General features: G+C 41.1%; 23 protein-coding genes. 10 read left to right on the forward strand and 13 right to left on the reverse strand.

Annotated features, from left to right (window positions below):
- Positions 1 to 23 precede the first annotated feature (23 nt).
- Positions 24 to 1,511, forward strand: coding sequence for an ABC transporter permease subunit (locus CDG77_RS14660; protein WP_094330117.1), 1,488 nt, complete (start codon positions 24 to 26; stop codon positions 1,509 to 1,511).
- Complete coding sequence (locus tag CDG77_RS14665; RefSeq protein ID WP_094330094.1) at positions 1,504 to 2,238, forward strand: amino acid ABC transporter ATP-binding protein; 735 nt, start codon at positions 1,504 to 1,506, stop codon at positions 2,236 to 2,238. Before CDG77_RS14660 ends, CDG77_RS14665 begins: the two co-directional genes overlap by 8 nt.
- Here the strand turns inward: CDG77_RS14665 and CDG77_RS14670 are convergent.
- A complete protein-coding gene (locus tag CDG77_RS14670; protein WP_094330095.1) occupies positions 2,235 to 2,723 on the reverse strand; it encodes an NUDIX hydrolase in 489 nt (162 codons plus the stop codon). The two genes, CDG77_RS14665 and CDG77_RS14670, sit on opposite strands and share 4 nt — an antisense overlap.
- Positions 2,724 to 2,863: 140 nt before the next feature.
- Between CDG77_RS14670 and CDG77_RS14675 the strand changes: the two genes are divergently transcribed.
- Both CDG77_RS14675 and CDG77_RS14680 read left to right on the forward strand, forming a co-directional pair.
- The gene (locus CDG77_RS14675) at positions 2,864 to 3,400 is read left to right on the forward strand and encodes an isochorismatase family cysteine hydrolase (RefSeq protein WP_094330096.1); all 537 of its coding nucleotides are present in this window, start codon (positions 2,864 to 2,866) and stop codon (positions 3,398 to 3,400) included.
- Positions 3,401 to 3,748: 348 nt separating this feature from the next.
- On the forward strand, positions 3,749 to 4,327 hold the full coding sequence (locus tag CDG77_RS14680) for an NADPH-dependent FMN reductase (RefSeq protein WP_094330097.1): 579 nt from the start codon (positions 3,749 to 3,751) through the stop codon (positions 4,325 to 4,327).
- Positions 4,328 to 4,488: 161 nt separating this feature from the next.
- Here the strand turns inward: CDG77_RS14680 and CDG77_RS14685 are convergent, their stop codons facing one another.
- The 5 genes from CDG77_RS14685 to CDG77_RS37605 form a co-directional block, all read right to left on the reverse strand.
- Complete coding sequence (locus tag CDG77_RS14685) at positions 4,489 to 4,854, reverse strand: TSUP family transporter (RefSeq protein WP_094330098.1); 366 nt, start codon at positions 4,852 to 4,854, stop codon at positions 4,489 to 4,491.
- Between the two features lie 23 nt (positions 4,855 to 4,877).
- On the reverse strand, positions 4,878 to 5,843 hold the full coding sequence (locus tag CDG77_RS14690; RefSeq protein WP_094330118.1) for an acetamidase/formamidase family protein: 966 nt from the start codon (positions 5,841 to 5,843) through the stop codon (positions 4,878 to 4,880).
- A 37-nt stretch (positions 5,844 to 5,880) separates the two neighbouring features.
- Positions 5,881 to 6,378, reverse strand: a complete 498-nt coding sequence (locus CDG77_RS14695) for a DUF3368 domain-containing protein (protein WP_094330099.1) — start codon at positions 6,376 to 6,378, stop codon at positions 5,881 to 5,883.
- Positions 6,371 to 6,625 (reverse strand): UPF0175 family protein, encoded by a 255-nt coding sequence (locus CDG77_RS14700; RefSeq protein WP_094330100.1) that lies wholly within the window; start codon positions 6,623 to 6,625, stop codon positions 6,371 to 6,373. Before CDG77_RS14700 ends, CDG77_RS14695 begins: the two co-directional genes overlap by 8 nt.
- A 98-nt stretch (positions 6,626 to 6,723) precedes the next feature.
- Complete coding sequence (locus CDG77_RS37605; RefSeq protein WP_223269815.1) at positions 6,724 to 7,110, reverse strand: hypothetical protein; 387 nt, start codon at positions 7,108 to 7,110, stop codon at positions 6,724 to 6,726.
- Between the two features lie 390 nt (positions 7,111 to 7,500).
- Between CDG77_RS37605 and CDG77_RS14710 the strand changes: the two genes are divergently transcribed.
- Positions 7,501 to 8,733 (forward strand): DUF4336 domain-containing protein, encoded by a 1,233-nt coding sequence (locus tag CDG77_RS14710; protein WP_094330101.1) that lies wholly within the window; start codon positions 7,501 to 7,503, stop codon positions 8,731 to 8,733.
- Between the two features lie 53 nt (positions 8,734 to 8,786).
- Here CDG77_RS14710 and CDG77_RS14715 read toward each other — a convergent pair whose 3' ends face one another.
- The 4 genes from CDG77_RS14715 to CDG77_RS14730 form a co-directional block, all read right to left on the reverse strand.
- Complete coding sequence (locus CDG77_RS14715; RefSeq protein WP_094330119.1) at positions 8,787 to 10,100, reverse strand: YcjF family protein; 1,314 nt, start codon at positions 10,098 to 10,100, stop codon at positions 8,787 to 8,789.
- 93 nt (positions 10,101 to 10,193) lie between these two features.
- On the reverse strand, positions 10,194 to 10,517 hold the full coding sequence (locus CDG77_RS14720; RefSeq protein ID WP_094330102.1) for a type II toxin-antitoxin system RelE/ParE family toxin: 324 nt from the start codon (positions 10,515 to 10,517) through the stop codon (positions 10,194 to 10,196).
- Complete coding sequence (locus CDG77_RS14725; protein ID WP_094330103.1) at positions 10,517 to 10,744, reverse strand: addiction module protein; 228 nt, start codon at positions 10,742 to 10,744, stop codon at positions 10,517 to 10,519. Before CDG77_RS14725 ends, CDG77_RS14720 begins: the two co-directional genes overlap by 1 nt.
- An 89-nt stretch (positions 10,745 to 10,833) precedes the next feature.
- A complete protein-coding gene (locus CDG77_RS14730) occupies positions 10,834 to 13,497 on the reverse strand; it encodes a hybrid sensor histidine kinase/response regulator (RefSeq protein ID WP_094330104.1) in 2,664 nt (887 codons plus the stop codon).
- 86 nt (positions 13,498 to 13,583) lie between these two features.
- Between CDG77_RS14730 and CDG77_RS38530 the strand changes: the two genes are divergently transcribed.
- Entirely contained in the window at positions 13,584 to 13,709 is a 126-nt protein-coding gene (locus CDG77_RS38530; protein ID WP_258169623.1) for a hypothetical protein, read from the forward strand.
- A 77-nt stretch (positions 13,710 to 13,786) separates the two neighbouring features.
- On the opposite strand, the gene CDG77_RS14735 is transcribed toward CDG77_RS38530, so the two are convergent.
- A complete protein-coding gene (locus tag CDG77_RS14735; protein WP_094330105.1) occupies positions 13,787 to 14,911 on the reverse strand; it encodes a metallophosphoesterase family protein in 1,125 nt (374 codons plus the stop codon).
- A 238-nt stretch (positions 14,912 to 15,149) separates the two neighbouring features.
- Between CDG77_RS14735 and CDG77_RS14740 the strand changes: the two genes are divergently transcribed.
- Positions 15,150 to 16,022 carry an S-methyl-5'-thioadenosine phosphorylase gene (locus CDG77_RS14740; RefSeq protein ID WP_094330106.1) on the forward strand — a complete coding sequence of 291 codons (873 nt, stop codon included), beginning with the start codon at positions 15,150 to 15,152 and terminating at the stop codon, positions 16,020 to 16,022.
- 26 nt (positions 16,023 to 16,048) lie between these two features.
- On the opposite strand, the gene CDG77_RS14745 is transcribed toward CDG77_RS14740, so the two are convergent.
- On the reverse strand, positions 16,049 to 18,220 hold the full coding sequence (locus CDG77_RS14745) for an O-linked N-acetylglucosamine transferase, SPINDLY family protein (protein WP_094330107.1): 2,172 nt from the start codon (positions 18,218 to 18,220) through the stop codon (positions 16,049 to 16,051).
- A 414-nt stretch (positions 18,221 to 18,634) separates the two neighbouring features.
- Positions 18,635 to 21,946 (reverse strand): protein DpdE, encoded by a 3,312-nt coding sequence (dpdE, locus tag CDG77_RS14750; protein WP_094330108.1) that lies wholly within the window; start codon positions 21,944 to 21,946, stop codon positions 18,635 to 18,637.
- A 197-nt stretch (positions 21,947 to 22,143) separates the two neighbouring features.
- Here dpdE and CDG77_RS14755 point away from each other — a divergent pair, with 197 nt between their 5' ends.
- The 3 genes from CDG77_RS14755 to CDG77_RS36525 all read left to right on the forward strand — a co-directional run bounded on the left by CDG77_RS14755 (position 22,144) and on the right by CDG77_RS36525 (position 23,177).
- Positions 22,144 to 22,398 (forward strand): RNA-binding S4 domain-containing protein, encoded by a 255-nt coding sequence (locus tag CDG77_RS14755; RefSeq protein WP_094330109.1) that lies wholly within the window; start codon positions 22,144 to 22,146, stop codon positions 22,396 to 22,398.
- A 47-nt stretch (positions 22,399 to 22,445) separates the two neighbouring features.
- The gene (arfB, locus tag CDG77_RS14760) at positions 22,446 to 22,862 is read left to right on the forward strand and encodes an alternative ribosome rescue aminoacyl-tRNA hydrolase ArfB (protein WP_094330110.1); all 417 of its coding nucleotides are present in this window, start codon (positions 22,446 to 22,448) and stop codon (positions 22,860 to 22,862) included.
- 138 nt (positions 22,863 to 23,000) lie between these two features.
- Positions 23,001 to 23,177 carry a hypothetical protein gene (locus CDG77_RS36525; protein WP_181154293.1) on the forward strand — a complete coding sequence of 59 codons (177 nt, stop codon included), beginning with the start codon at positions 23,001 to 23,003 and terminating at the stop codon, positions 23,175 to 23,177.
- Positions 23,178 to 23,196 lie beyond the last annotated feature (19 nt).

Raw genomic sequence — 23,196 nt, forward strand, 5'->3', positions numbered from 1 at the left:
AAATTTATATAATTATCAAGTCTATGAAGAAAAAGAAAGGATGGCTATTAACAATACTGGTTGTAGCAGTAGTAGGAATTAGCATTATTACAGGACAAAGTAATTCTCTAAAGGCAGCTTCACCTTTAGGTAGAGACACGCTGACGATGATTACTTCGCCAGATTATCCCCCTTATGAGTTTTATGATACGAAAGGAGGCGATCGCCAAATCGTTGGCTTTGATATAGATATTGCCAAAACCCTTGCTAAAAAACTAGGGTTTAAACTTAAAATAATGGAATCTGATTTTAATGGATTAATTCCTGGACTGCAAGCAAATCGGGCTGACTTTGTAATGGCTGGGATGACTCCGACTCCAGAACGTCAGAAAAATATTGATTTTTCAATTATTTATTACGAAGCCAAAGATACCATTGTCGCTCCTAAAGGTAGCAATCTGAAGCAGCCCCAAGACTTATCAGGAAAGAAGCTTGGCGTACAACTAGGAACGATACAAGAACAAAATGCTCAGAAAATTGCTAAAAAAGTTGCAGGTATTCAGCTAAAGCAACTCAATAAAGTCCCGGAAGTAGTTCAAGAAATCAAATCTGGACGAATCAATGCCGCAATCGTTGAGGATACCGTCGCTAAGGGATTCGCCCAAGCTAACCCAGATTTAGAATTTAATGTTATTCCCTCAGAGGAAGCAAGTGGATCTGCGATCGCTTTTCCTAAAGGTTCTTCTTTTGTAGAACCGTTTAACAAAGTCCTTCAACAAATGAAGGATGATGGCACATTGAATAAATTTGTCGCCAAATGGTTTTCACAGAATACCGCCAATCCTGTATCTTCCACTCCTGCCAAAGGCGGATTGAATCTTGACTTCACCAGAATTCTTCCCGACATTCCCTTTATTCTTCGGGGAATTCCTTTAACTTTGTTGTTCACGCTATTATCTGTATCCTTGGGGTTAATCTGGGGAACAATCCTATCTCTATTAAAAATTCTCGGCATCAAGCCGCTTACCTGGGTTGCTAACGCCTACACCTCTGTTTTTCGAGGCACACCTTTGCTATTACAATTGGCATTGGTTTACTATGCAACACCCCAACTTACAGGCTATGACATTTCAGCATTGCAAGCTGGGGTATTAACTTTTACTTTGAATTCTGGCGCTTATATGTCGGAAACTATCAGGGGTGGGATTCAAGCGGTGGATAAAGGGCAAAGTGAAGCGGCGATGTCTATGGGTGTTCCCTATTGGTTGATGATGTGGGATATAATTTTGCCCCAAGCATTGAAGAATATTCTGCCAGCATTGGTAAATGAAACTATCGGATTGCTTAAAGATTCCGCGCTGGTGTCAACCATTGGTGTGGTGGAAATATTACGCAGCGCTCAAATCGTTGGTGCAAATAAGTATATTTATTTTGAACCACTGCTATTTGCCGGATTAATCTACTATGTTTTAGTAATGGGTATGACTTTGAGTGCATCGGCTTTAGAAAGGAGGTTACGACAAAGTGAATAATGTAGTAGTTCGCACAGAATTCTTATGTAAATCCTTTGGAAAACTCGACGTACTCAAAGATATTTCTACTGAGTTTTATCAAGGCGAAGTGGTTGCTATATTAGGCCCTTCTGGTTCAGGGAAGTCTACCTTTCTGCGATGCATAAATTTGCTAGAACAACCCACCAAGGGAAGAATCTACTTTAACGAGCAAGAAATTACCAATCCCAAGGCAAACATTGCGAAGGTGCGTCAGCATTTGGTAATGGTATTTCAACATTTTAATTTGTTTCCCCACATGAATGTGCTGCAAAATGTCACCTACGCACCGATAAAGGTGAAAGGGATAAACAAGCAAAAAGCAGAACAACATGGCTTAGAATTGCTTGAATCGGTAGGTTTAGAAGAAAAAGTGTCTGTCTATCCGTCCAAACTATCGGGGGGACAGAAACAGCGAGTAGCGATCGCGCGGGCATTAGCAATGGAACCTGAGATGATTTTGTTTGATGAACCCACCTCTGCACTAGATCCCGAAATGGTTAAGGATGTGCTGGAAGTGATGAAAGATTTAGCGCTATCTGGGATGACAATGGCGATCGTTACCCATGAAATGGGCTTTGCAAAAGAAGTTGCCAATCGGATTATGTTCCTCGACCAGGGAAGTTTAGCAGAAGATGCTACCCCTAACGAGTTTTTCCAAAATCCTAAGTGCGATCGCGCCAAGCAGTTCTTAGAAAAAATGCTTTAGAATAATTGAAATTCGCCGCTTTTTTTGTATTCTTGAAACTTTTCCAAAACGGGGCGATCGTTTGGCATTAACGTAGGTAAGTCTGTCAAATCAAAGAATTCCAGCGCCAGCGATTCTCTATCTAAGCAAGCGAGACTGCCCTCCCATTCAACGGCTCGTAAAATTAAAATGTAGTTTTGGACGCGATCGCCATTAGGATAAGTTACAGTTTCAAAGGCTGGGTTGGAAGAAAACCCCACGGCTACAAAACGCTTAACTGTTAAACCAGTTTCTTCAAAAACCTCCCGTGCTGAACATTCTTCAGCAGATTCACCGACTTCTGGACAGCCACCAGGTAGTCCCCAAAGTTTAAAATCACTTCGCTTTTGCAACAAAACGCGCCCCAAGTTATCTTCGATAATCACACGTGCGCCAAATAATAGAAGTAAGCGATCGCCTACAACTTGTCGTAACTTGCCGAGATAAGAGTCTGACCAATTTGCCATAATTTTAGAGAAAATCTAAAGGTAGCAAATAGCATCTAAATTTACTTCAGTGTTTGTACATCTGGATAATAAGAAAAATAGTCGGTAATGTTTGCGATCGCTGTTTTCAGTCCAAATCAATCAAGCATAGTAGTTACTATATGAACTTCTGCCTATTTATCATTGATATTCAAAATGGATTTATCACTCAAAATACAAGCCATATTCCACAAAGGGTTAAATCCTTATTAGAGCAAAATCTCTTTGAACACGTCATCTTCACAAAATTTATAAATACACCCAACAGTCCTTATGTCAAACATCTAAATTGGCACGATTTAATGTCACCAGTCGAACAAAAAATTGTGGATGAAATTGAACCATTCGCTCAAGTAATTTTTGATAAAACTATATATACCGCTTGTAACGAAGAGACACTTAATTTTCTAAATAAAAATGATATCCAAAAAGTATTTATTTGTGGGTTAGATACTGATTCCTGTGTTTTAAAAACTGCTGTTGATTTTTTTGAGAACAATATCAAACCTTATATTTTAGAATATTATTCAGCGTCAACAGGAGGGGATAAAATTCACCAGGCTGGTCTTTTAGTATTAAGTCAGATGATTGGGGTAAATAATATTGTAACTGAACCTTTAGATAAGCAGAATCTAAATAAGTACTTACAGTTAGTATAAGAATCATATTTGATTTTTGAACAAAACTAGGTATTGTAGGGTGTGTTAGAACGCAGTTCGTAACGCACCAAACCCTTGACGATCGTGCGTTACGCTGTCGCTAACACACCCTACGTATCTTTTCAGAAATCAAATACTAGTCCTATATAAGAATTCTATCTGATTTCAGATAAAACTGGCTCTTTAGTCTCAGTATATTTTCAAAAGTCAAATTGAAGTTTTATGGTTTTAACCCACATTCCGTAGGTGCGATGTTTATAAAGAAAATGTAAAGGTAGCAAATAGCGATCGCGTGAAAACAGGATAATACAGCTGAACTCTCAAATCGTTCCCATTCAACATAGAACTATGGCATCTACACCTAAAATCCTCGCCTTTGCTGGCAGCACCCGGATTGATTCTTACAACAAAAAACTGGTAAAAATCGCGGCGGCTGGCGCTCAGGTAGCAGGCGCAGAAGTGACTTATCTAGACCTCCGTGATTTGCCCCTACCTCTGTTTGATGAAGATTTGGAAGCTCAAGAAGGATTACCTGCCAACGCCCGCACTTTAAAGGATTTGCTGATTTCTCATCAAGGATTGCTGATTGCTTCGCCGGAATATAACAGTTCACTCACAGCAGTTTTGAAGAACGCCATTGACTGGGCATCCCGTCCAGCCGCAAATGAAGCGCCATTGGCTGCTTTTGCAGGTAAAGTTGCTACTATTATGAGTGCTTCCCCAGGCGCTCTTGGTGGTTTGCGCGGGTTGGTTCACCTGCGTTCTATTTTGGGAAACATCAAAGTTTTGGTACTACCCGATCAAATCGCATTACCCAAAGCTTACGAAGCCTTCAATCATGATGGCACTTTAAAAGATCCGAAACAGCAAGAATCTATTGAGCAGTTGGGTAATGGCTTAACAAAAATATTGCTGAAGCTTAATTAAATTGTTCAATTTTATATAGGAATCCGGTTTGATTTGGAGAAAATATCCGTAGGATATTATCGCGGAGAGTACGGCATCAAACCCTTGATAATAGTGCGTTACGAACTCCGTTCTAACACACTCTACAATACCTAATTTCGTTCAAAAATCAAATAGTAATCCTATAGTAGATAACGAATACCTATCATTAACACAAAGATACCATACAGCTTTCTCATCAACTCGCTGCTAATAAACGGCTGATTTGCAAACAATGCCCCGAAGAAGTTACCCACGATTAAACCAACTGCAATAATCAGCGCATATTTGATATTAAGATTACCATTGCGATGGTAAACTAAGGCTGCTAAAATCCCAATTGGCAAAATTTGAGCAGCCACAGAAGTCCCTGTAGCTAATTTCTGATCTAAACCAATTACTAACACCATTGCCGGAATCATAATTGCGCCACCGCCAATACCAAACATCCCGCCAGCAATGCCAGAAACTAAACCGATTAACAATAGTTGGATCGAGATATTAGACATAAAAATGGTCGCTAGATTGGAAACTATAAATTAATTTTCTGAGAAAATATTGACTTAGGTAGCATTCCATGAACACCTTTGTTAGGACTGTTCACAACTTGAGTGATGTGAAAATTCACAGCTAAACTACACAATACATAAGCATCTTCTGGCGACAAATTTGCAAAGCTTTCCAGAAAATCGATCGTGTTTTTTAAAGCCAGTTCTAAAGCTTCATCCAAGGTTTGAGCAAAACCCATTGTAATAATATGAGTTGGAGTTTCGGCAATTGGTGTTGTCAGTTGTAAATCCTTGCGAAGTTTGAGGGTAATTCTACCATTCATAGAAGTTTCAATGGCGGTGACATTTACCTCGCCATCTCCTTGTGCAGAATGCCCATCACCAATAGAAAATAATGCACCTTTTACAAAAATCGGCAAAAATAAACGAGAACCAGCAAGTAATTCCCGGTTGTCCATATTACCGCCGTAAGAACCTGGTGGGATAGAAGTTCGGGAGGTTTCTGGAGTAGCGACACCAAGAATCCCAAAAAACGGTTTGAGGGGAATTTTGATGCCAGCACCCGCCGGAAATTCCGCGATATTATTTGCTAAATCTAGAGGAATGAATCTCAACGCAGGTTGAGGAAACTGCTGTGGTAAAGCTCCCCAACCTGTACGAATGGCATTAAAGCCGACGGGTAAACTAGGTGCGATCGCATCTAATTGTACTTCTAAAACATCCCCTGGTTCGGCATCGCGCACATAAATCGGCCCTGTGAGTAAATGCGGCCCCCCAGCAATCTTGCGTTCTGGGAGAAGATTTTGGCAAATATCGAGAAATTCTGGTGTGACAAATTCAGGTGGTGCTTTGTCATAAACGTAGTAACCAGTATAAGTTTCCACATCAACCGTATCGCCAGAATCAATAGTGAGCGCTGGTTCTAGTAGATGGGAGAAACCACCCAGATGCACGGTTTCTTTTGATGCTTTTAAAAGATGGTGAGTCATCGCTGTTTTGTTTTTAATCACCGAAAGGTTGAAAGAATTAGTCCGTCTCCTCTGCTTGCCGGAGCGCAACAGCGATGACTGTTTCACTCAGTCGAATTCCTCTGTTTATCATACGCTCAATAGCTTGGCGCATTAACACAGGATATCCTTCTTGTTTAGCACGCAATAAAATGCCAATAGAACCTGTGAGATTAAGACCACTCAATCTAGCAATCCGCCTACCAACAGTCTCATCAATACATACAGTTTGAATGCTTTTATTTAAAGCTAATTGAATTACAGATGCTTCCCCTAAATCCAACGAGTTGAGCAAAAAAGGTGAAATATTGAGTGGAGTTTGCCACTTTTGTAGCCAGGTTGCTGCCTGAAATTCTGCGACTGCAAACCCACTTACACCCCCAACAAGTAATTCCTGACAAACTTCAAAAGGAACTAGTACTTGAGTGTATAGCTGCAATACGTCTAAATCACCAAGAGCCGCTACTAGACTAATTATTGGAGCAGTATTAATTACAATTATCTCAGTGTTAGGCATTCTCTAGATCGGCAAGAAGTTCATCTTCTGTTAAATCAATCATAGCCACTCCATAATGATGCAAATTAAGCAAAAAAGAAACTCGATCTGTATCTACTAGTGCAGCTGCCATACCAGAAGATAGACGTTTCATTTCAAACAGTTTTACTGCCATCGCCCATTTAGCTTCTTGTTCAAATTGTTCCCGTGTCTGTTGTAAGGCATCTGGAAGTGTCTCTGGGTAGTTAATTTTGATTTGCAATGACATAGGCAAAATTATCCTTTCGTAATGTAACTTTTCCCTTACTCTACATTGTTAAGCAGTAAATCACCATACTCTGGATCGTGAAAGTTTTTCAACTTGCATCAAGCCTCAGATGAAAGGATGCCTACTAGTACTCGTACCAAATCTTCTAAACCTTCAGGAACACGATAAAGTTTAATATCTTCTGTAATTAGCTTTTGTTGTCTATTGAGTGTACCAAATTTCCAGTCATCTCCATTAGTCACTGCGCCAAATAAAATTGATGATTGTTCATCTAGAGACTGAGCCAGAGCTATTAATTCTACCGCTAGTTGTGTAAACCCTCTTCTGATATCTGATTGTTTTGCTTCAATCACTAATAAAGAGTTAGATTTATGTAAGTAATAATTTAAAGTACCTTTGAGCTTTTCATCCACATTAATTGGATACTCACTATATAGTTGAGCTTTTGTTTGATCGCAGATTTCAGCTAGGATAGGAGCAATCATAAATTATCTGATTGATATTTCAGCCGTCGGGTTAAAAAGCTTTATATTGCGCTGCAAGTAATTTTGTAAAAATTCTAAATAGCTAACCTCAGCAAAATATCTTGGTAATTTTAGCTCTGTGCGATCGTAGCTGTACTCAAACTCAGCTACTACATCTATTGTGGGATTAGGTAACAAAAACTATTGACTAAAAGTGTAACTTTGATCTGGTTTTAAAATTCTATATTTATTCATGATTTTTTATTGTGAAAGAACTATGCCGGAGATATTACGAATTACAAATTATGAGTTAGGAATTGATATGATTATCTCAACAATTTGCTAAACTCCAACTTCAGGGATAGCAAATAAAAATAATTTCAGTGTTGGGAAGTGAGAGGGGGTTGCAGAGTGGCTGATGATGAATGCATAGTCAATGCACAACAGATACATCCAAAAGATTTTTCATGGAGATTATGGCCTGTTTTGCCACTGTACCCTTATGGTAGGCGGCAGACAATCCGCAAAGAAATGGTTAAGGACACAATCTGGAATTTTGACCAGATTCAGGGCATTTTCTACGTAGTTGTGCCGATTCGCATGACTGTGGTTAAACTCGAAACCGGTGGTCTTCTTATCTATGCGCCTGTTGCACCAACTCCAGAGTGCATCCGACTTGTGAATGAGTTGGTCGTGGAACATGGTAATGTTAAGTATATTATCCTGCCGACTATCTCCGGTATAGAACACAAAGTCTTTGTCGGCCCCTTCGCCAGATACTTTCCGACTGCACAGGTATTTGTAGCTCCTCATCAATGGAGTTTTCCGCTAAATCTGCCCCTTAGCTGGCTTGGTTTACCCCCAAAACGGACTCAGGTACTCCCTGAAGATAGTAGCAAAACACCCTTTGCTGATGAGTTTGATTATGCAATCCTAGGCCCCATCGAGCTTGGCCCTGGTCGATTTGCAGAGGTTGCTTTTTTCCACAAGCGATCGCATACTCTTTTAGTAACAGATTCAATACTTTCGATCCCAGAAGATCCACCTGCGATCGTTTTATTAGATCCATATCCCCTATTATTCCATGCCAGGGATCGGGCTTCTGATATTGTTGCAGACATTGAGATAAATCGCCGTAAAGGTTGGCAACGCATCTGTTTGTTTGCTTTGTACTTTCAACCAAGCGCACTATATATACCCCAATGGAGTCAGGTATTGCAAGATGGCTTGAAAGCCCCAGAACGCTCAAGGAAAGCTTATTTTGGATTGTACCCCTTTACATGGCATCCCAATTGGGTGCGATCGTTTGATGCTCTGCGAGGTAATGGGCGGTTGTTTGTCGCCCCAATTTTGCAGACGTTAATTCTCAACCGCGCATCCCAAGAAACCATTGAATGGGCTGAGAAAGTTGCAAGTTGGAATTTCCAGTGGATTATTCCCTGTCACTTTGATTCACCAATTAAAGCCGAACCGCATCAGTTTCGCCAAGCTTTCTCTTTTTTGGAAAAGCAGCCTGCTGTTAGTGGAGATTTGTTCAGCAGTAGCAGCTATCCCTTACCAGAGGAGGATTTTAAACTACTTAGAGAAATTGATGCAGGTTTAAATAAGTTTGGTATTGTGCCAGCAGCAAAGGAGAAGGTGTAGAATGCAGCCGCCGGAAGCGAAGGTCTACTTGTTGAAAACCCCAACAACTACTCCTAATGTTTGATTCCCTTAAACCGTTCTTGCGCCGCCTGAAACGCTTCTTGCATTACTAACTGAATCCTTTGGGGATCGGGTTTCTTACCTCCCATTAAATCACCAAAGTAAACACAGGCTGCTTCACCTAGCGCCCAGGTGTAGGCGGCGGCCCAAGAGGCTGCGATCGCACTTCCAAAACCTGGTATAAATTTAATTAACTCCCGTGCAATGGCTTGTGCTACAAAACCACCTGCGATCGCACTCACAACACCTCCCGCCTGTGATGGTGTAATTGTCTGTCCATATAATTTACCCAACAGACCCACCATTGATACTTGTAAGGCAGTGAGTACTGGCATTGTAGCAAATGGCAAAGGTACAGCCGCCAGGGTAGCAGACATAATCGCAAAGGGCAAAATATAACGGCGTGCAGCATCTCGGTAAAGGTTGCCAAGTTGCTTCCCAGCTTCTTCTCGATCTAATAATTGATAAATTGCCTCGGCTTCTGCTTGTGGGAGTAGTTCTGCTAAAGAATCTCGCAGTGCTTCTAAGCCATAAAATACCGGATTGTAGCCATCTTCTTCTAAGGTAAAGTCAATAAGTACCGAGCGGTCAGTTATTCCTGCGAAGGCTTGTTGCATTGCGGCGAAGGCGCGGTTAACTTCTTCATAATCTGGCGGATAGGCAGGATGATCGACGGTATCGGTAGGATAAACCTCATGCAAACAGGTAACTACTAGCAGACAGGGAATATTTGGATACTTCTGGCGCAACTGTTTAGCAATTTGTCGGAGTGTTTCAGTTGCAAAATCATTGATTTTTACAGTCAAAAGGAGGATTCTGGCGGAACGAGTTTCCTTTTGTAAATCGCCAACTAACTCCTGAATGATTAATTCAGTATCTTGTTTAACATCGCCTAGCCCCACCGTATCAGTAAAAACTAGTAATGGCAGGTCATTGGAAGGATAGGCATAGCGCTGGGTGTGTTGTGTGTGGGGACGAAATCCTTGACCAATAATCTCAGTAGAAACTCCTGTCAATCCCCGCACAATGGAACTTTTTCCAGCTTGAGGTTTACCAATCAGCAGCGCTTCTGTGGTTGGCAATTCGGCTCGGATTTTCTCTAAAATCTCTGCAACCTGAGTTTCGCTCACACTAAACCATTCAACAACTGTCTGTGCCACTTGTTCTACGGGTAGCAGTTGGGTTAGACGTGTTGTTGCTTTGTTCCAGACACCACCAAGACGGTTTGTCCAGGAATTATCGACTGACTTAGTAATCGTTTTGTCGGTCGGTTCACTCAATTGCTGAGAATCATCTTGCTCAGTCATTTTCATGAAAACGGTAGATAGAATTACAAACTATATCCTGTCTATATTTATCGTACTGTCAAACTTGGTTTAGTTTGGGTTAATTTACTCATCCTAAAGTTCAGTTTCTTCACCCGATGGCTTTTCTTGAACACGCTCTTTCCAATATCCTGGTTCGCGGCTACAGTGCATCACCGCCAAAATCAAAATGTAATCTTCCTCAATGGTGTATAAAATTCCATAGGGAAAGTTGCGTGTTAAACATCGACGAATGTTTTCCTCAACAATAGCCCAGCGATTTGGTGATTGAATGATTCGGAAAATTGTATCCTCAATCGCATTAATAAATGCTTGTGCTAATTCAACTCGACGCTCTGCGTAAAAATTGACCGCTTCGCCGTATTCACTTAATGCTGTTGGGTGAAAAACGTACTTCATTAATCCAAAAGTTGTCTCACCCTAGCTAAGGCTTCCTCTCCAGGAATGGGTATAACTGTACCGTTTCGGACTTCATCTCTACGCTTCTTGGCTTCCTCTATCCACAGTTTTTGTTGTGTTTCATCTACATCAAATTCAAGACTTTCAACCAGTTTTTCTGCCAACAATGCTCTTAAAGCACTGGGCAAAGCTAAGGCTTCTTTCATGATTTGCTCAACAGATGACATAATTCCTGAAAGCATAGGACTATCAAGAGTCTAGCAGGAAAGCAGTAGAGGTGGCACAATACTGAGATTATGGAAAGTTCCTCGGATGTCTACCTAGATCGTTTTGGTTCAATCAAATTGACGATCGCTTTCACCAATACATCTGGATCTACTGGTTTGGAGATATGCATTTGAAATCCGGCTGCTAGTGCTTGCTGCTGATTCATTTCCCCTGCATAAGCTGTGAGAGCGATCGCAGGTACGCGTCCACCTTGTTGGGGCGATCGCGATCGCACTTCCCGCATCAGCATATAACCGTCTGTCTTGGGCATTCCAATATCACTAATTAAAACGTCTGGTATCGACTCAGACAGTGCTTGTAATGCCTCCTGTGCTGACGATACGGCGGTTACTTCTACACCATAATCTTGCAAAATGAAGCTCACTAAGTCGCGGATATCTGGTTCATCATCCACCACTAAAACTTGAGTGTTTGAAAGGAGTGAAGATTCCGGTTCACAATCTAAATACTCATTCTCTTGCCGCCGAACCTGTTCGCTTCTCACCAAAAGCGGTAATTCAACACTGAAGGTTGCACCTAATCCTTCTCCAAGACTTTCGGCTTGAACTTTTCCTCCATGCATTTCTACCACCTTCCGCACGATCGCTAATCCTAAACCTAGTCCGCCAAATGTGCGTGTAGTTGTGCCATCAGCTTGGCGAAAGTAATCAAAGACATAAGGCAAAAAGTCTGGGTTAATTCCCTTACCTGTATCGCTAACTTGAATTTGAATCTGATTACCAACTTCCATGAGTCGAATTTCTACCCGTCCTCCTGGTGGTGTAAATTTTACTGCATTGGAAAGCAGGTTCCACAGGACTTGCTGGAGGCGATTGGGATCGCCCATAACTTGCCCTAAACTGGGATCGAAGATGGTCTTAAGTTGAATTGAATTGGCTTCTGCTGCTAATCGTACCGTTTCTAGTGCTGCTTCAACTACCATTACCAAGCTCACTGGACATATATTCAAGTTTAATTTCCCTTGGAGGATGCGAGACACATCCAACAAATCTTCAATTAGCTGGGTTTGTAACTTGGCGTTGCGTTCAATGGTTTCCAAGGCGCGATTAGTGGTGTGTTCGTCAAACTTGCGAGTCCGCAACATTTTCGACCATCCCAGAACGGAGTTTAGCGGAGTTCGCAGTTCATGGGAGAGAACCGCTAAAAATTCATCTTTAATTGTGTTGGCAATCTCTGCTTGTTGGCGTGCTGTTCTTTCGCAGTCGAGGAGGCGATCGCATTCTTTTTGGGCCAATTTGCGATCGGTAATATCTAGGACAAAAGCAACACCGTTCTCTTGGGAATCATTCAGCAAGGCTATCCCCAAAACAATTGGTACTCGCTTACCGTTGCGGTGGATGAACTCTTTCTCGTAAATTTTGGAAACTCCAGTAGTTTGCACCTCCAAGAGGGCGCGATCGTCTAAATGCTGATACTCAATAGGGGTAAGTTCTTGCCAATTAATTCTACCTAAAGTAGCCAACTCGTCACGAGTGTAGCCAGCTAGCTGAAGAAAAGCATCATTGGCATCGATCACAAAGCCATCCACATTCCAAAAAGCGACCCCGATTAGGTTAGACTCAAACAAACGCCGAAATCGCGCTTCACTTTCGCGTAACAATTTTTCTGCGCGTTTGTGTTCGGTAATATCACGAGAAACAATAATTACGCCTTCAATACTTTGGTCGAAATTCCGCAATGCGGTAAGAATGTATTCATAATAATGCACCCCATCAGTAGTTACATATTTACACTCATCCTTGATTGGCTGCCCAGTTCTCATCACAGCTTGTCGTTGATTATCTACCTGTTCTACTAGGTCTGTAGGTAAATCCAGTTCTTGCAAAGTTTTTCCAATAATATCCTGGGGTTGAAAACCTAATATAATAGCTGCATCACGACTGACATATTCATAGCAACCTCTGCGATTAAAGATGTAAATATGATCGACAGAGGCGGTGAGGATGGCATTTAAAATATTTGCTTGTTCTTGAACTTGTGTCGTTAGTTCACGAGTACTTTCTTCTGCCTGCTTGCACACAGTAGTTTCCATGCAAATACCGATCATCCGCACCGCTTGCCCGCGATCGTTATAGATAAATTTTCCCTTAGCAGAAATCCAATGTACGCTTTGGTCTGACCGAACTATCCGAAATTCATCATTGTAGTCAGTTTTTTGTGCCAATGCGTGGCCGATCCCTTGCATTACAGATTGCTTATCTTCAGGATAAACGCACTTTTGAAACGTCTCATAAGGGCCATCAAAGCTACTTGGAATTAAACCAAAAAGCATCTCATAATTTTCCGACCAGATGACTTGATTGGTAATAATATTCCAATCCCACAAGCCCATCTGAGAAACTTCTAAAGCTAACCTTAGCCGTTCTTCACTCTCTTTAAAAATTATTTCCAGTTGCTGCCGCTCTGCAATTTCTTGTTGGAGTTGCTGTAAAGTCCCCGCCATGTTTTCTGGCACATTCAAGCCTGTGGATTTTTCCTGTTCGAGATCGCATTCAATGTCATCATCGAATACTTGATTTTGGGGATTTTGTACAGCTATTGCTAGTTGAGTTCTTGTTTTTGTTAATTGTTCCTCAAGTGATGCTTGCCTTTGCTGATAAAATATTTCCGATCGCTCTAACTCAGCTACACGCTGCCGTAAAACCGCTAATTCATCAGTAAATTTAGAGTTAATTTTATCAACATTTGGCATCTGCATACACTGCCTATAACTAAATAACATAGACTTGAAGAGTAGGCATCCCCTAGTTATATTAGTATGGATTTTTAAGCTCCAAAATGCAATCCATCAAAAGGCACATAGGAGTCTTAGCCAAAAGATATCCTTTGGATTTAAGAGCGATCTTTAGCCCTGCCAAGGTGACTTTTTATCGGAGAATTATGGCAGGAGCGATCGCTATCTAAAAATAAATAGTGGAGAATAGACCACTAAGCTTTTAGCCCAGGCAAAAAATTTACCTTCACACAGACACCCATCACTCCTAATGCAGCAAAAGTGTGCTGTTGTTATCAATTAGCCTCAGAGTTCCACCAGTAGCCATACCTGAATTAGGCTGTGCCGATGCATTATAAGTCTCAATGTAGCGACGCACTTCTAATGGAAACTGCGGATAGTCTAATACCGCATCCCCATCAGCAATTGTTGACCAGAAGTCTCGCAAACCAGGAGCTAATTCTTTTGCCTGTGATAGTGGTAAGTTTAATGGAGAGTGAGTTAGTAGCTTGATTAGGAAGGGGAAAGAGCGATCGCCCACCCATTGCCGTGATGACTCTTGCAAATCGGGAAACTCAGGCACTGACTCTACCCGATGAGATACAATTTGCAATGATTCTTTACCTTGGTTATCCCGATGAAACTCTAGCACTCGATAAGGGTGAGGATAGCTAACTAACGACCCAGTGGTAATATCATATACTCCATCTGAGTAAGCAATATCCTGAACGTGCAAATGCCCGGTAAATACTAGCTTGACTCCGTAGCGCCTTAGTAACTGCAACAATTCTGTGGAATTCGCCAACATATAGCGATTGGCCAGTGGGTGGTTTGATTGATCGGGCAAATGCTCCACCACATTATGATGCACCATCACCAAAACTAATTCATCAACAGATGCCGCCAGCACTTCTTCTAACCACCCTAGCTGTTTGGTATCCAAACACCCCACCTGCTCGCCCTGCTCATTAAAAGAGTTAGAATTCAGTCCAATCAGCTTAACTCCAGGTAGCAATTGACGAATGTAGTACATCTGCTGCGGATCTTCATAGCCAAACTTGGTGTAATAGTAGGGAAAATCCGCAAAAGCGATTGATTGGCGATCGGCCAACAGCACGGGAACGTCATGATTCCCAGGAACAACGTAGACGGGAAAAGGTAGCTGGGCTAGACATTGTTGTAACCAGGCGTGGTTTTCTGGTTCGCCGTGCTGAGTTAAATCTCCTGGCAACAATAAGAAATCTAAATCGAGTTGTGTTAAATGTTCGAGTACACTTTTAAACGCCGAGATACTAACTTCTACCAGATGAAACCGACTAGGATGATCCCAGATTGTGTGGGGAAGTGCCAGGTGTAAGTCACTGACTACCGCAAAACGAAAATTGAGAGTCATTGATTTATGAAAACGTTAAAAACAGGGATTAAAATAAGCCTTTTCCCAAAAGTATAACCCTAACTTTCTTTCCTTGCTCAGGAGTGCATTTACTTAACATTTATATACATTAAGTATTGATTAAACATTATGATGGCGATTAACTTAATACCAATGCCCAAGTTAGAACCTGGCTTCTCTGCTACTCCTCTTTTCGGTAAAATGACTTAGCAGATCGGTAAAAAACAGGTTCAGAATCATGGCTCAAGCTAGTATTGGGATTATTGGTGGCAGTGGTCTGTATAAAATGGACGCACTCAAAGACGTAGAAGAGATACATATCCAAACCCCTTTTGGTTCGCCATCAGACGCTTTGATTCTGGGGACATTGGATAGTACACGAGTAGCTTTTTTAGCGCGTCATGGCCGCAATCACACGCTGTTACCCTCTGAATTACCCTTTCGCGCTAATATCTATGCGATGAAGCAATTGGGAGTGCAGTATTTAATTTCAGCTAGTGCTGTGGGTTCCTTGAAGGAAGAGGCGAAACCACTGGATATGGTAGTGCCAGATCAGTTTATTGACAGAACAAAAAATCGGATTTCGACGTTTTTTGGTGAGGGAATTGTGGCTCACATTGCCTTTGGCGATCCAATTTGTAAGAACTTAGCTGTAGTATTGGCAGATGCGATCGCATCTCTCAATTTACCAGAAGTTACTCTCCATCGCGGTGGTACTTATGTGTGCATGGAAGGGCCAGCTTTTTCTACCAAGGCGGAATCAAATCTTTACCGCAGTTGGGGTGCAACAATCATTGGGATGACGAATTTACCAGAGGCGAAGCTGGCGAGGGAAGCGGAAATTGCTTATGCAACCTTAGCGCTGGTGACAGATTATGATTGTTGGCATCCAGATCATGATAGTGTAACGGTGGAATTGGTAATTGGTAATTTGCTGCGGAATGCTGCCAACGCTCAAAAGGTAATTCAAGAAACTGTGCGGCGATTGAGTGAAAATCCGCCGTCGAGTGAGGCGCATTCAGCATTGCAATATGCGATTTTAACTCAGTTGGATAAAGCACCAGTAACTACAAAGGAAAAGTTAGGCTTATTGTTGCAGAAGTATTTATAGTATTGGATAGGAGCGATCGCTTGAACTTAAGATAAAGCGATCGCCTGCTTGATGAATGCTTCTAAGTTTTGGGTAGCAGTGGGATTGTCAAACAGAACGTTGATTGACAGTTTTAGAGCTTCACGAACTGAGGAACGCCAATCAATATCTACCGCTAATCGCACTGCAATCTTGATATATTGCGAGGCATCATCAGCAATTGTCTCAGTTACCCCCATAGCTTGCAAGAAACCATAAGAGTGCCGCCCTCGCATAAACTCACCAGGACAAGTGACAATCGGTAAATGACAGGCGATCGCATCCAGTGTTGTATTCCCACCCGCCCAATCAAAGGTATCTAAATAAATGTCTGTCAACGAAAGCAAGTCAAAGTAATCCTCACGGGGTAAAACAGGCGAGAATACACAATAGTCTAGACTATCTAAACCTACAGCCGCAAATACCCGTTTCAGACGTTCTTGAGAAATCCCAGAGCGAAGGAACATAAACTGAGCATTAGGAACTTGACGGGCAATTTCTGCATAAATGTAATCGTGTTGTGGTAGATATTTATAGCCAGCTTGACTAGAGATGTAGACAATAGCATCTTCTTGTAATCCAAAAAATAATCGGTTGCGACGGATTGAGTCAACTTCGATCGCAGGATAGGAAATCCCCACACCAGGCAAACGGACAAGGCTTTCGGTGTAGTGATCTTGCCCATTTACGGGTTCCATGAGTTCGCTAGATAAGAAATAGTCAATGGTGGGCAATCCAGAAGTTACAGGTTGTCCCCAAGCCATACATTGAATCGGTGCTAAACGAAGTCCTGCAATACATAATGTTGTAGCATCCATTCCTAATTCTGGAAAAATTAACACATCCAGGTTGTCATCAATAACTTGTTGACAAACTTGTTCTAAATTATTCGGCAAATGATAGAACTTTGTACTATAGGAATTAAATAATTTAGTAGCAGCATCAACTTGATGCCCTATATGATATGAATAAATTTCAAAATTTTGATTATCTGCATATTTTAGCCAGTTTAAAAATAAAGCCGTTCCGCTCCAGCCACACAAAAAATAGGAAAGATAGCCAATTTTAATTCGCTGATTGTTGCTAATAGAAGAAATCTGACGCGCCTGAATCCATTGCGGATAATTTGCCGCCATAATTTGGTGAACTAGCTGTCCATATTGCTGCTGTAGTAGCACATCATTCTTTGCCTGATATGCAAGAAAAAAGTTTGTATGATTCCTGATTCCTGTTAAAGCTTTTTTCTCTTCATCAGGGCTATTAATTGTTATTTCTTGAATGAGTTTTTCTAGCCCATCCTGAAACCATGCTCGATAAGTATCAATCTCGTCAGGAGTTTGATAAATTTCTGGCAGCATAAGATGGCTCAATATCTTAAATATATAGTTTTCAGGAAACTTATCTGTAACCTGTTGAGCGAAGTTACGAGCTTCCACATACTTATGGCTTTGCTTTAGGCGAATAATCAGCCAGAAATAGAGTTCTTCTGCTTGAGGGCAATAGCTAATACCGTTGTGTAATGTTTCGATAGCTCCTTGCATCTGACCAATTTTATAGAAAACATTACTTAGCTTTAGATAATAGTCAGTCTGGTGTGGACAACTGGATAAATACTTGCTGTAATATGGGATAGCTTTTTCTGGCGATTCACTGTCTGCGAAATAGTCACCCCATCTTTGCCAAGATTCTAACTGAGCAGCTTCATAAACAATTTGCTGGCAAATTTCTGACAAATCACATATCGGAATTTTTGCAATTTCTGCTTGTTGGATAATATAGCAATCTTCGTTTTGAATTGGGATGCGAAAGTTAATTAATGATTTAATCACAGACCATTCTTGTGTGGTTAACTGACCTGTAAGCCCTACATTGAGGTCTTCACAGATAACTTCTTCCAAACTAAGTTTCAGAACAGTCTCAAAAAGTAATGAGTTAGCATTATCTTGTAGTTCATCCGATAAACTTTGAGTGTCAATTAATAGTGTTATATCTTGTCTAGCTGGATGTGTGAAAAGAGTTTTGAGAATATTTATTAAGTCTTCTGCGTTAGCGTTCGCGCAGCGTTCCGCAGGAAAGCTCGCCGTTCGCGTAGCCTCTCGTAGAGAAGGCATCGCAGTTTCTAAATTAGACCAGTCAGGGAATATAATAAAATTAATATCTCTTAATTCATTAATTAACATAGTGTTGCAATTACTAATGGCAAGTTGCCTTGCGTATAGGCACTACTATATATGTTTTTACAACAATGTCATCAGTAACGAAGACATAAGTAGAACAGGGTAAATAATTAAAGGTTTGTAGTGAGAACTTTAGTTCTCAAATCAGGACTAAAGTCCTTACTACGAACTGATTTTCGCTAAAGTTACATTACTTTACATAGTTTGTTTTTTTCAAGTCGTTCTACTTATCAATCCGCAATGAATTAACTGTAGATTGACTTGCGATCGCAATTACAACTGTAGTTCAAGTCAACAGTGCAAATTATTGAAGAAACGATTATCTGATGATATTTTCAAGTTTAAAAAACCCCACCTCTTAGATGGGTGGGGTTAGTATACTTACTAAGGCGGCTATTTAACCGCACATCAATGATATCACTCAAATTGCATTAGCGAGCGCCCCGATACAACAATAAAGCCGACAGAATCCAGTCTAATCTGGGGCTGACGAATTCCTTCGAGGATGGCTGCATTTAAAGCAGTTTCTATCTTCAATTCTTCAGCTAACGCATTATCCCAGCTTTGCTGGTTCAGACGCAGGCGTAATTGTTCGACTCGATTGGCTAATTTCTTCTCAGCGACTTTAGCACAACTTTGGCATAAGTCAATAAAATCTGGACGATTTGAGAGTAATTCTGAAGAAGTATTACGCACTTGGTAACAGAAATTTTGCCATTTACTAGGGTCAACAAAATCGTCAATAATTCCTAAGCGCTCTTTTGCCAGATTGTAATCTCGTCCTTGATTATTGTTTTTATCTTTATATGGACGTTGTAGAATACTTAAGAGGGCTTTATCTTCAACAACGCGGATTGGCTCCTTGCGACCATCAACATAGATAGTTTCTATAATTGGCGGAAATAGAGCATCAACACGGCGCTGCAAGTGTTTGAATTGAGAGCTATCTAGTTTGTTATCTAGTAAAACTTGTTTGGCAAGTCTTAAATTTACCTCGACTACATAATTGCATTGGAAACCAAACCACTCCTTCCCTTCTTTGGCATCCCAAGATGAATCAGTGCGCCACATTGCAAAGGCTTCACCTCGGTCATCCCAGTTTATATAGTTCAAAAGTGCTTCGACAAATCCTTCCCCAACTCGAAATAGTTTAATACCAGGATTCTGGTTTGCCACTCGGCGATTATAAGTACCAAATTGGTCTAATGAACTATCAGCAAAGCGGTTTTTTAACTCATTTATGGGAACTAATGTCCGCGTTGAAGGTTGATAACGTCGCATCTCTGATGAGTCGGGGTTATTGAGTCCTCTGAATCCCAGTGCTTCACAAATCCAGCCTTCAATTGCTCGTTTCATTTCCAGATGACACGCATCGTAATTATCTAGCTCTTGAAAATACTCGGTGGCAATTTCGTCGTTAGCATCAATTTCATCGAGAGCATTTTGTTCGCTAATTTTGGCAATTTCAGTTTCAATTTGCTCTTGAATTGGCGAAATCATCTCTAACAATCCAGCAGCACTTGATTGAAACAAAGCTGTTTCTAATTCTGCAAGTTTATCATCCACATAAAACTGCAAACTGGCAATTGATTGTTGGAAAATACCAAAGCCATCTTTTAATACTTGATACCAAGCATTGTGGGGGCTATCTTCCAAATAGGGGCCAATCAAAACACAAGATTGGACTCCAATTTTGCTGCCAATGCGGTCAAGTCTGCCAAGTCTTTGCTCTAATTGATTCGGCGACCAAGGAAGGTCAAAATGAATTAACCAATCGGCAAATTGGAGGTTAAGTCCTTCTTCTCCAGAGCGATCGCATACTAGAATAAAGCAGTTTGGGTTATTCCTGAATTTACTTAACCCTTCCTCAACTTTGTCTGGTGATTCTCCAAATTGATGTTTGGCTATTGTCTCTGCACCAAAGGTATCAGACAAATACCGGACTATTTCGCCACAAGTTTGCACAAAGCTGGTAAATACAATAAATTTGGGCAGAATATCGCCAGAAATTGGTCTTTTGATTCTCTGCTGTATCCTTGTGATGAATTCTTTTTGATTCTTCCGAACGTTTGCAGGAATTTTAAAGTACGTACCTAACTGATTCAGCACTACTGTTTTCAAATTTTCTGTCCGTCCTCCGTCCTCTTGGGGTTGACGAATAATTTTGAGGAAGGATTGCAGAATCTCTTCTTCCCCTGAGAATTTGGGGGTTGTAGTTAATAGGCGAATATCATCTTCTTTAAACTCCTGGATGAGTTTAGCATGAGGCTTACCAGTTAAACGGGCGGTAATTACCTGCTCTAATATGCCTAACCAAGTACCAGCAGCTAGGAATAACACCAGAAAAATTCGCTGATATGGCTTTTCACTAGGAGCAACACTCCGCCATTGATTGAGCAGTTCGTGGATATCAGGCGATCGCTCGTCTAGATCGTACTCTTCTTTGGGCGTAAAATTGCGGTCAAAGATTACATCTTCTACTGCCGCGCGACGGTTGCGAAGCATTCGCCGGTGTAGTCGATAGATATCGCTAACGTGAGTCCGAATCGCTTGAACGATTTGATCTTGCTCGGTAGAATTTGCTTGTAAACAATTTTCTAAATCATCCGCCAGCTTCAGTAAATACTCATCCTCAGCTAAGAGGGTTCGTAGTTGCTGCAAGTTGCTTTTGATAACAGCAGGTTCCGCACCTTCTTTAAAAGAAAGCAGAAGTCTACCAATTTCCTGACGGCTTTCAACTTTGGCGCGGAAACCTGCTAAATCACCAATTTTATAGGTTGTTGGGTCGAGCAAGTGCAACATGGCCAGAAAATCTTGCTCGTGATTCAGGACAGGAGTGGCAGATAATAAAAGTAAGCGATCGCTCTTATGAGCAAGTTCTTTGCAAGTCTGAAAACGCTGGCGAACTGTTGCATCCTTGGAGGTTGCCATTGCTGCGATGTGATGAGCTTCATCTAAAATTAAGCAGCCTATCCTCGCTTTCAGGTTGATTTTATGGATATCTTCAACCGCCAGCACTGCTACCCGTTTGCCAAAATGGGAGATGTAAAACTTGTTTTCTAACTCAGTCCGCCATTGTTTGAGCAAATATTGCGGAACTAATACCACCGCCCCTTTTTTCGGCTCATCCAGAAGGAATTGACGGAGAATCGCACCCGCTTCGATGGTTTTTCCAAGTCCCACCTCGTCTGCTAACAAGTAGCGTTGAATTGGGTCTTCTAGTACCCGCCGCACAACTTCAACTTGGTGAGGATAAAGATTAATATTTGCCGAAATCAATCCTGTCATCCCGCGACTGACAGCGCGTTGCTTAATCAAGGATTTGACGAAAGCTAATCTTTTGTCGTGGAAGTAAGGCGTTTCGTGACCCTTCATCGCTAAAGTTTCGATGGGGTCTGTGTTTGGGAGATTACAACGAACGTAAATGTCTTCTTCAGTAGCGATCGCAGTTTTCTTATCTGGTAAATCAATTTGATACATTTCTGTATCTTCATCCCAGATGAAAACTCTGCCAACTATCCATTTATCCTGAGTTTGGTACTTAATATAGCATCGAGCCTGGGGTTCAAGCCTGACCTCAGAGAGCGAACTTAAAGGTAAAGTTTTTTGAAGACGTTGCCCTATTGAGCAGAAATACTCAACATTTGCATTGGCATCAGATATTTCCGTAACTTTTCCGATACCCAAAGAGTTATTCTGGGACTGTACCAATAAACCGAGCTTAATCATAGATCCAGTCCCCTGAACACACTAAAAGAACTTTCCAGACTAGTTTGTTCACCTAAATATCTGGAAATTTTGTCGATCAACATTATAGATAATAAACTGGCATTACAGTTTTTGTTATGGCGATGTCTACGAGACGCTAAAAGCGAACGAATACTCGCTAACGCCGATAGAATTAAGATCGTGTACCTTTATTGACTATGAAGAAAATCCGAGACAACACAATTAAGTTAAATCAATATTTAAAGTTGATGGGCATAGTGCCAACTGGAGGACAAGCCAAGCTGATGATTCAAGGTGGCGATGTTCAAGTAAACGGGATGCTGGAAACCCGACGAGGGCGGCGACTAGTACCGGGTGATAAAGTGACAATAGAAGGAAAAACTTTAGAGGTGAATTTGGATAACAATGAAGACCAACACTTAGTGATAGATTTTCCTGAACAAACTGAGTAAAGGATTTTTATCCCAAATTGAAAAGTTTCTTTTTTGCCTTCTGAGTAATGCTGCAAATTTCCAATAAAGTTATCATCCCGCAGAGTGAGATTGAAATTAGTGCGATTCGCTCCCAAGGAGCAGGAGGCCAAAATGTCAATAAGGTTTCCACGGCGATTCACTTGCGCTTCGATATTGTCGCTTCATCATTACCGGATTATTATAAAGAACAGCTTTTAAAGCTGAACGATCGACGCATCACCCAGGATGGAGTTGTTGTAATTAAAGCACAAGAACACCGAAGCCAAGAAAACAATCGGGAGTCAGCTTTGAGACGACTTCAAGAACTGATTCAAAGCGCAGTTGTAGTAACCATAAAGCGCAAACCGACCAAACCAACTCGCAGTTCTCAAAGAAAGCGCCTTGACTACAAAACTAAACACGGACAGGTTAAGTCTAACAGAGGGGAAGTGACAGATTATTGATTTATAAATTAGACTTTGGCACTCAATTTTGTTGCAAAATCTTACCAGAGAATTAAGACTAATTCCTTCTATTGACTGTGGTAAAGTTCATGGCTTAGTTGGTTAGCTTGAGAGTATCAATTATTAAAGGTGAAAAAGGTGAATAAGACATTACTAACGATTTTGATGCTTGCACTGTTACTCTTATTCATCATCTCTCCCTTTGCTGCCCTTGCTAGTTTAATGCTAGTAGTGTTAGTTTCGGCGTTTTTCTCTTTAGTTGGAAACTTGTTCCAAGTAATAATTGGTGGTGACACCGATGCTAAAGGGTCATAAAAGCAAAATTCCCAATGAA

The sequence above is a fragment of the Nostoc sp. 'Peltigera membranacea cyanobiont' 213 genome, assembly GCF_002245975.1.
Lineage (GTDB): Bacteria > Cyanobacteriota > Cyanobacteriia > Cyanobacteriales > Nostocaceae > Nostoc.